Raw genomic sequence first — 6541 nt, 5'->3', positions numbered from 1 at the left:
TTCGAGGACTGCACGGTGGACGGCGTACCGATGGTCACGCCGGCGCCGGCTGTCGCTGCCGGCGCACCGGCCGCCGTACCGACCGTGGCCGGTCTCGACGAGAGCATGCCGCCGGACGACGAGACGCTGGAGGACGTACTCGCCGAGCTGGACGAGCAGGTCGGCCTGGACCGCGTGAAGCGCGACGTCCAGTCGATGGTGAAACTCATGCAGGCGGTCCGGATGCGGCAGGAGGCCGGGCTGCCCGCGCCGCCGCTGTCGCGGCACCTCGTCTTCGCGGGCAACCCCGGCACCGGCAAGACGACCGTCGCCCGGCTGTACGGGCGGGTGCTGAAGGCGCTCGGGCTGCTCCGGAAGGGCCACCTGGTCGAGGTCGACCGTACGGCGCTGGTCGGCGAGTACGTCGGGCACACCGGGCCGAAGACGACCGCGGCGGTGAACCAGGCGCTCGGCGGGGTGCTGTTCATCGACGAGGCCTACTCGCTGTCACCCGTTGGCATCGGCAACGACTTCGGCGCGGAAGCCATCGCGACGCTGGTGAAACTGATGGAGGACCACCGCGACGACCTGGTGGTGATCGTCGCCGGCTACGTGAACGACATGGGCCGCTTCATCGGCTCGAACCCCGGCCTGTCGTCCCGCTTCACCCGCACCCTGATGTTCGAGGACTACACCGCGGCGGAGCTCGTCGCGATCGTCGAGCACCAGGCCGGCGGCCACCAGTACGAGGTCACCGCCGACGCCCGCCTCGCCCTGTCCGACCTCTTCGAACGCATGCCCCGCGGCGAATCCTTCGGCAACGGCCGCTCCGCCCGCCAGATCTTCCAGGCGATGACCGAACGCCAGGCCCACCGCCTCTCCGAACTGACGGCCCCCACCCCCGCCCAACTGGTAGCCCTGGAATCACCCGACATCCCAGACAGCTTCTGACGCTCTTCTGTTACTGAGCGACGCCACCCTCCCCCAACTGCTTTTCTTTTACTGTGCGACGCCGTACAGGCGGTCTCCTGCATCGCCCAGGCCGGGGACTATGTAGCCCTTCTCGTTCAGGTGGGAGTCCATCCCGGCGATGACGAGATTGCAGGGCACGCCCAGGCCGGTCAGTTCGCGTTCGACGCGCTCGACGCCTTCCGGAGCGGCGAGCAGGCAGATCGCGGTGATGTGGTCGGCGCCGCGGTCCACCAGGAACTGGATGGCGGCGGCCAGCGTGCCGCCGGTGGCGAGCATCGGGTCCAGCACGTAGCACTGGCGCCCGGACAGGTCCTCGGGGAGGCGTTCGGCGTACGTCGAGGCAGTCAGCGTCTCCTCGTTGCGCACCATGCCGAGGAAGCCGACCTCGGCGGTCGGCAGCAGCCGGGTCATGCCCTCGAGCATGCCGAGACCGGCGCGCAGGATCGGCACCACCAGCGGCTTCGGGGCGGCGAGCTTCACGCCCTGCGCCTCCGCGACCGGGGTCCGCACGGTGACCGGACCGGTGCGCACGTCCCGGGTCGCCTCGTAGGCGAGCAGCGTCACGAGTTCCTCGGTCAGCCGGCGGAACGTGGGGGAGTCCGTGTGCTCGTCGCGCAGCGCGGTGAGCTTGTGGGCGACGAGCGGGTGGTCCACGACGAGGATCTGCATAAGGCCGAACGGTACCGTCGGCGATTCGGAGCGGGAAAGCGCGCCCGCTGTCAGACTGGATATCGCACCGGATTCTGCCCTGATCGCCCGCCAGGGAGTGCGCCGATGACCGAGAAGACGCCCGAGCAGCTCGACCGCCTGCGGCGCCGTGCGGCGTTCCTGAGGGAGCGCGACGAGGCGCGGGCCCTTCGCGACCGGATCGCGCCCCGCCGCGCCCGGGCCCGGCAGCTCCGGGAAGCGATGCGCCGGGCGACGTACCACCACTGATAATGCAATCGATGCAGCAACGAGATCGCTCAGCCGCCCGGACTCTGCGACGATGAGCGGGTGTCAGATACGGCTACGGACCTGGATTTCGCGGTCGCTGCCTACACCGAGGACGGGCACTGGACCGTCACCCCGCTGGTCCTGCGTGGTGAGCTCGACCTCGCCACGCTGGTCTCCGCGCTCCGCCGGTTCCCCGGAGACGGGGGCGTACTCGGGCTGGTGTCGGTCGACGAGGACTTCTTCGTTCTGGTCCGGGTCCAGGGTGGGCGCGCCCGGCTGCTGATCTCCGACGTCACCGCCGCGACCGAGTGGCCGCTGGCCCGGCAGATCGTCGACGAGCTGGACATCCCGCTGGCCGATGACGACGACGAGCAGGTGCCGGCCGGTGACCTGGCGATCGTCGCCGACCTGGGGATGTCCGCGATGGACCTCGGCGCGCTCTGCGACGACGTCGACCTCTACCCCGAGGAGATGTTGGAGGAGATCGCCGAGGAGCTCGGGTTCGGCAGCCAGTTCCACGACGCGGTCGAGGCCGTTGGCTAGCCCACTGCTGCGGCGCGAGTGGTCGCGGTTGATGGCGCTCGCGCTCGAGGAGGGCGAGCGGGCGCTGCCCGACGTACCGATCGGCGCGCTGGTGGTGACCGAGGACGGCGAGATCATCGGGCGCGGGCACAACGAACGTGAGGCGACCGGCGACCCGACCGCGCACGCCGAGGTACTGGCGATCCGCGAAGCGGCCCGGCACATCGGCGAGTGGCGGCTGACCGGGTGCACGCTGGTCGTCACGCTGGAGCCGTGCACGATGTGCGCCGGGGCGATCGTGCTGTCCCGGCTGGAGCGGCTGGTGTTCGCGGCGTACGACGAGAAGGCCGGCGCGGTGGGGTCGTTGTGGGACGTCGTCCGGGACCGCCGGCTGAACCATCGCCCCGAGGTGCTGGGCGGTGTGATGGCCGATGTGGCGGGTGCCCGGCTCCGCGATTTCTTCATCGGCCACAGACCTTGATATTGTCCTCGGCGGTGGCGTGTCCGAGCGGCCGAAGGAGCGCGCCTCGAAAGCGCGTGACGGGCAACCCCCGTCCGAGGGTTCAAATCCCTCCGCCACCGCCAACCGCCTTCGGGCGGCAGAGAGCCGGAGACCCTGATGCTGTGTGATGCGTCAGGGTTTTCGTCTCTCTGGACCTGACTCTCGGGACCCGACGCTCGACGAGAGGCCCCCATGGACGTTGCTGAGCTCGACCGGATCCTTCTCGGGGGCGCGGCTGTCCTGCTGGTGGCCGTGGTCGCGGTTCGGCTGTCCGCCCGGCTCGGGCTCCCGTCACTGCTGATCTACCTGGGCATGGGCCTGGCGCTCGGCGAGGCCGGACCCGCCCACATCCACTTCGAGAACGCGCAGCTCGCGCACGCGCTCGGCTTCGCGGCGCTGGTGGTGATCCTGACCGAGGGCGGCCTGACCACCCGGTGGAACGAAGTACGGCCGGTGATGCCGCTCGGCCTGGTACTCGCGACCGTCGGCGTCGCGGTGAGCGTCGCCGTGGTCGCCTGCGTGGGGCATTTCGTCCTCGGGCTGAGCTGGCAGCTGTCCGTGCTGCTCGGCGCGGTGACGTCGCCGACGGACGCGGCGGCCGTCTTCTCGGTACTCCGGCGGGTACCGATCCGGCCACGGCTGCGCGGGGCGCTGGAGGCGGAGTCCGGCCTGAACGATGCCCCGACCGTGTTGCTCGTCACACTCGTCAGCACCGGAGAGGTCGGCGAGAAGGGACTGGTGTGGTTCACCGGGCTCGTTCTGTACGAGCTGGTCGTGGGAGCGCTCTTCGGGTTCCTGATCGGCTGGGTGAGCGTGCGCCTGATCCGGCGGATGGCGCTCGGGTCGGCCGGGCTCTACCCGCTCGCGGTGCTCTCCGTGGCGTTCATCTCGTACGCCGGGGGCTCCGTGCTGCTGCACGTGTCCGGATTCGCCGCTGTGTATGTGACCTCGCTGGTGCTCGGGCGGGCGGAGTTGCCGCACCGGATGGCGACCCGGTCGTTCGTCGACGGGATCGCGTGGCTGGCCCAGATCGGGCTGTTCGTGATGCTCGGGCTGCTGGCCTCACCCGGGTCCTTCGGGTGGAACGACGTACTCGTCGCGCTGGTGATCGGGATCGCGGTGACCGTCGTCGGGCGGTTCGCGTCGGTGGCGATCTCGGCGGCGCCGTTCCGGTTGCCGTGGGCGGAGCGGACGTTCATCTCCTGGGCGGGGCTGCGCGGCGCCGTACCGATCGTGCTGGCGACCATCCCGCTGGCCGAGCGCGTGCCGCAGGCGGAGCGGATCTTCGACGTGGTGTTCGTGCTGGTGCTGGTGTTCACGCTGCTGCAGGGGCCGTCGCTGCCGTGGCTGGCGAAGCGGTTGAACGTGCTCGACGAGAACGCGGCGTACGAGGTCGACATCGACGTCGCGCCGCTGGAGTCGCTCGGCGCGGACATGCTGCAGGTGTACGTACCGAGCGAGTCACGGCTGGCCGGGGTCGAGATCGGCGAGCTACGGCTGCCGCCCGGCGTGTCGGTCTCGCTGGTGATCCGCGGCGACCAGGCGTTCGTCCCGGACCGCCGTACCGTGCTCCGGGCCGCCGACTCGCTGCTGGTCGTCACGCCCAGCCCGGTCCGCGAACAGGCCGTCCGCCGGCTGCGTGCCGTCTCCCGCGCCGGCCGCCTGGCCGGCTGGTTCGGCGAACGCGGCCGCGAACAGTCCTAGGCCCTAGTTCGGGTTCTGGCCGGACGGGATCGGTTGCGGGGTGTGGATGACCGGGAGGCAGACCAGCGTGCCGGCCTTGACCGCGACCGACGGGATGCCCTTGATCTTCACCGAGCCGAAGCCGGTGCCGATCACCAGGTCCACGCTGTGGTCGGTACGGCCGTCGCCGACCATCTGGGCCTTCTGGTTCAGCTGACCCGCGACCAGCAGCATCTCGGGCGCCGTCGGGGTGGCTCCGCGGAGCGCGACCACGTCGACCTTGTTGCCCTTCGGCTCGTTCGCGACCTTGTCGATGTTGAACCCGCGCTTCTTCAGCGCGTCCGCGACCCGGCCGGCCGAGCCCGCGCGAGCACCGCCGTTGTAGACGTTCAGCACCACCTGCTTGGGCAACAGCCGGTTGTTGGTGAGCTTCTGCTCGGTGCAGGTCGGGCCGGCGCTGGAGCTCATCAGCGACTTCCAGCCCCACCAGCCGCCACCGGCCAGTATTCCGAGCAGGATCACCATCGTGATCGGCGTACGCCACCGGATCCGCGAGTGCGGTCTCGGTTGCGGATGGATCGCTGTCATTTGCTCCACCCCCCGTGAGCGGCAGCCATAGGTCAGTCCACTACCAGTACCCGTGCATGCAGGACCTGACGCTGCTGCAGCGCGGCACGCAGTGCGCGGTGCAGACCGTCCTCGAGGTACAGGTCGCCCTTCCACTCCACGACGTGCGCGAACAGGTCGCCGTAGAAAGTCGAGTCCTCGTCCAGCAGCGCGGTCAGGTCCAGGGTGCCTTTGGTCGTGACGAGTTCGTCCAGCCGTACCTGCCGTGGTGGCAGGGCGGACCAGTCCTTGGGCCGCAGCCCATGGTCCGGGTACGGCCGATCGTCCCCGACGCGCTTGAAGATCACCCCCCGGAGTCTAGCCGGGGATCAGGTCCCGCGAGGAGGTCATGAATGTCACCGGAACACTCGTCGGCCGTTTTTCAACCTTTTGGACGAGTACGGCGTCTCGCACCGATACCTGAGGACTGTGGGCATGTCCGGTGATTCCCCGCCTACTGCGGGGCACTCGGCACCTCCTCGCTACGGCGCGGAATCACCGGACATGCCCTAGCATTCGAGCGGGTTATTTCCGTCAACCGGGGAAAGGCACGCTGAGATGGCCGAGAAAGCCGACGTCGTCGAGACCGTCAAGCAGGGATACGCGTTCGAGGGAGCGGCCCTCGAGCTGGGTGCGCTGCTGGTCGACGGCGAGCCGAAACCGGAGGCGGCCGTCCGGATCCCGCTCGGGATGATGAACCGGCACGGCCTGGTCGCGGGCGCCACCGGTACCGGTAAGACGAAGACCCTGCAGCTGATGGCCGAGCAGCTGTCGGCAGCCGGTGTCGCGGTGTTCGCGGCCGACGTCAAGGGCGACCTGTCCGGCATCTCGCAGCCCGGTACCGGCGGCGACAAGCTGCTGGCCCGGACCAAGGCGATCGGCCAGGAGTGGACCGCGAGCGGCTTCCCGACCGAGTTCTACGCGCTCGGCGGCCAGGGGACCGGCATCCCGATCCGCGCGACGATCACGTCGTTCGGGCCGGTGCTGCTGTCCAAGGTGCTCGGGCTGAACGACGTCCAGGAGTCCTCGCTCGGGCTGATCTTCCACTACGCCGACAAGGCCGGCCTGCCGCTGCTCGACCTGGCGGATCTCCGCGAGGTGATCAAGTACCTGACGTCCGACGAGGGCAAGGGCGAGCTCGAGGACCTCGGCGGGCTCTCGGCCGCGACGGCCGGCGTCATCCTGCGCGAGCTGATCGCCTTCTCCGACCAGGGTGCCGACGCGTTCTTCGGCGAGCCGGAGTTCGACACCCGCGACCTGCTGCGGGTCACGGACTCGTCCTCGCCGTCGGGCGCCGGACTGGGGGTGATCTCGCTCGTCGAGCTGCCCAACCTCCAGGAC

General features: G+C 69.8%; 9 protein-coding genes and 1 tRNA gene. 7 read left to right on the top strand and 3 right to left on the bottom strand.

Going from position 1 to position 6541, the window contains the following annotated elements:
- A partial coding sequence (locus tag VFF46_RS23925) for an AAA family ATPase (protein ID WP_325039436.1) occupies positions 1-930 on the top strand: 930 nt, incomplete at its 5' end.
- A 48-nt stretch (positions 931-978) separates the two neighbouring features.
- On the opposite strand, the gene upp is transcribed toward VFF46_RS23925, so the two are convergent.
- Entirely contained in the window at positions 979-1620 is a 642-nt protein-coding gene (upp, locus tag VFF46_RS23920) for a uracil phosphoribosyltransferase (RefSeq protein ID WP_325039435.1), read from the bottom strand.
- A 105-nt stretch (positions 1621-1725) separates the two neighbouring features.
- Here upp and VFF46_RS23915 point away from each other — a divergent pair, with 105 nt between their 5' ends.
- The 5 genes from VFF46_RS23915 to VFF46_RS23895 all read left to right on the top strand — a co-directional run bounded on the left by VFF46_RS23915 (position 1726) and on the right by VFF46_RS23895 (position 4615).
- Positions 1726-1887, top strand: a complete 162-nt coding sequence (locus tag VFF46_RS23915) for a hypothetical protein (RefSeq protein WP_325039434.1) — start codon at positions 1726-1728, stop codon at positions 1885-1887.
- 60 nt (positions 1888-1947) lie between these two features.
- A complete protein-coding gene (locus VFF46_RS23910) occupies positions 1948-2430 on the top strand; it encodes a tRNA adenosine deaminase-associated protein (protein ID WP_325039433.1) in 483 nt (160 codons plus the stop codon).
- A gap of 31 nt (positions 2431-2461) precedes the next feature.
- A complete protein-coding gene (locus VFF46_RS23905; RefSeq protein ID WP_325039437.1) occupies positions 2462-2890 on the top strand; it encodes a nucleoside deaminase in 429 nt (142 codons plus the stop codon).
- A gap of 13 nt (positions 2891-2903) precedes the next feature.
- A tRNA-Ser gene (locus VFF46_RS23900) sits at positions 2904-2994 on the top strand.
- Between the two features lie 109 nt (positions 2995-3103).
- Entirely contained in the window at positions 3104-4615 is a 1512-nt protein-coding gene (locus VFF46_RS23895; protein ID WP_325039432.1) for a potassium/proton antiporter, read from the top strand.
- 3 nt (positions 4616-4618) lie between these two features.
- Here VFF46_RS23895 and VFF46_RS23890 read toward each other — a convergent pair whose 3' ends face one another.
- Both VFF46_RS23890 and VFF46_RS23885 read right to left on the bottom strand, forming a co-directional pair.
- Entirely contained in the window at positions 4619-5182 is a 564-nt protein-coding gene (locus VFF46_RS23890) for a LytR C-terminal domain-containing protein (RefSeq protein WP_325039431.1), read from the bottom strand.
- Between the two features lie 32 nt (positions 5183-5214).
- On the bottom strand, positions 5215-5508 hold the full coding sequence (locus tag VFF46_RS23885; protein WP_325039430.1) for a type II toxin-antitoxin system VapB family antitoxin: 294 nt from the start codon (positions 5506-5508) through the stop codon (positions 5215-5217).
- Positions 5509-5758: 250 nt separating this feature from the next.
- Here VFF46_RS23885 and VFF46_RS23880 point away from each other — a divergent pair.
- Positions 5759-6541 (top strand): helicase HerA-like domain-containing protein (locus VFF46_RS23880; protein ID WP_325039429.1); only part of this gene is annotated, 783 nt, incomplete at its 3' end.

This window comes from Kribbella sp. (assembly GCF_035655035.1).
Lineage (GTDB): Bacteria > Actinomycetota > Actinomycetes > Propionibacteriales > Kribbellaceae > Kribbella.
Note: the sequence above shows the minus strand (reverse complement) of the source record. Positions and strands in the feature narration are given on the sequence as shown.

What these genes read in the sequence shown, in the direction of transcription:
- VFF46_RS23915 (WP_325039434.1), top strand. Translation starts at nt 1,726, where the DNA reads ATGACCGAGAAGACGCCCGAGCAGCTCGACCGCCTGCGGCGCCGTGCG.
- upp (WP_325039435.1), bottom strand. Translation starts at nt 1,620, where the DNA reads ATGCAGATCCTCGTCGTGGACCACCCGCTCGTCGCCCACAAGCTCACC.
- VFF46_RS23890 (WP_325039431.1), bottom strand. Translation starts at nt 5,182, where the DNA reads ATGACAGCGATCCATCCGCAACCGAGACCGCACTCGCGGATCCGGTGG.
- VFF46_RS23905 (WP_325039437.1), top strand. Translation starts at nt 2,462, where the DNA reads ATGGCGCTCGCGCTCGAGGAGGGCGAGCGGGCGCTGCCCGACGTACCG.
- VFF46_RS23895 (WP_325039432.1), top strand. Translation starts at nt 3,104, where the DNA reads ATGGACGTTGCTGAGCTCGACCGGATCCTTCTCGGGGGCGCGGCTGTC.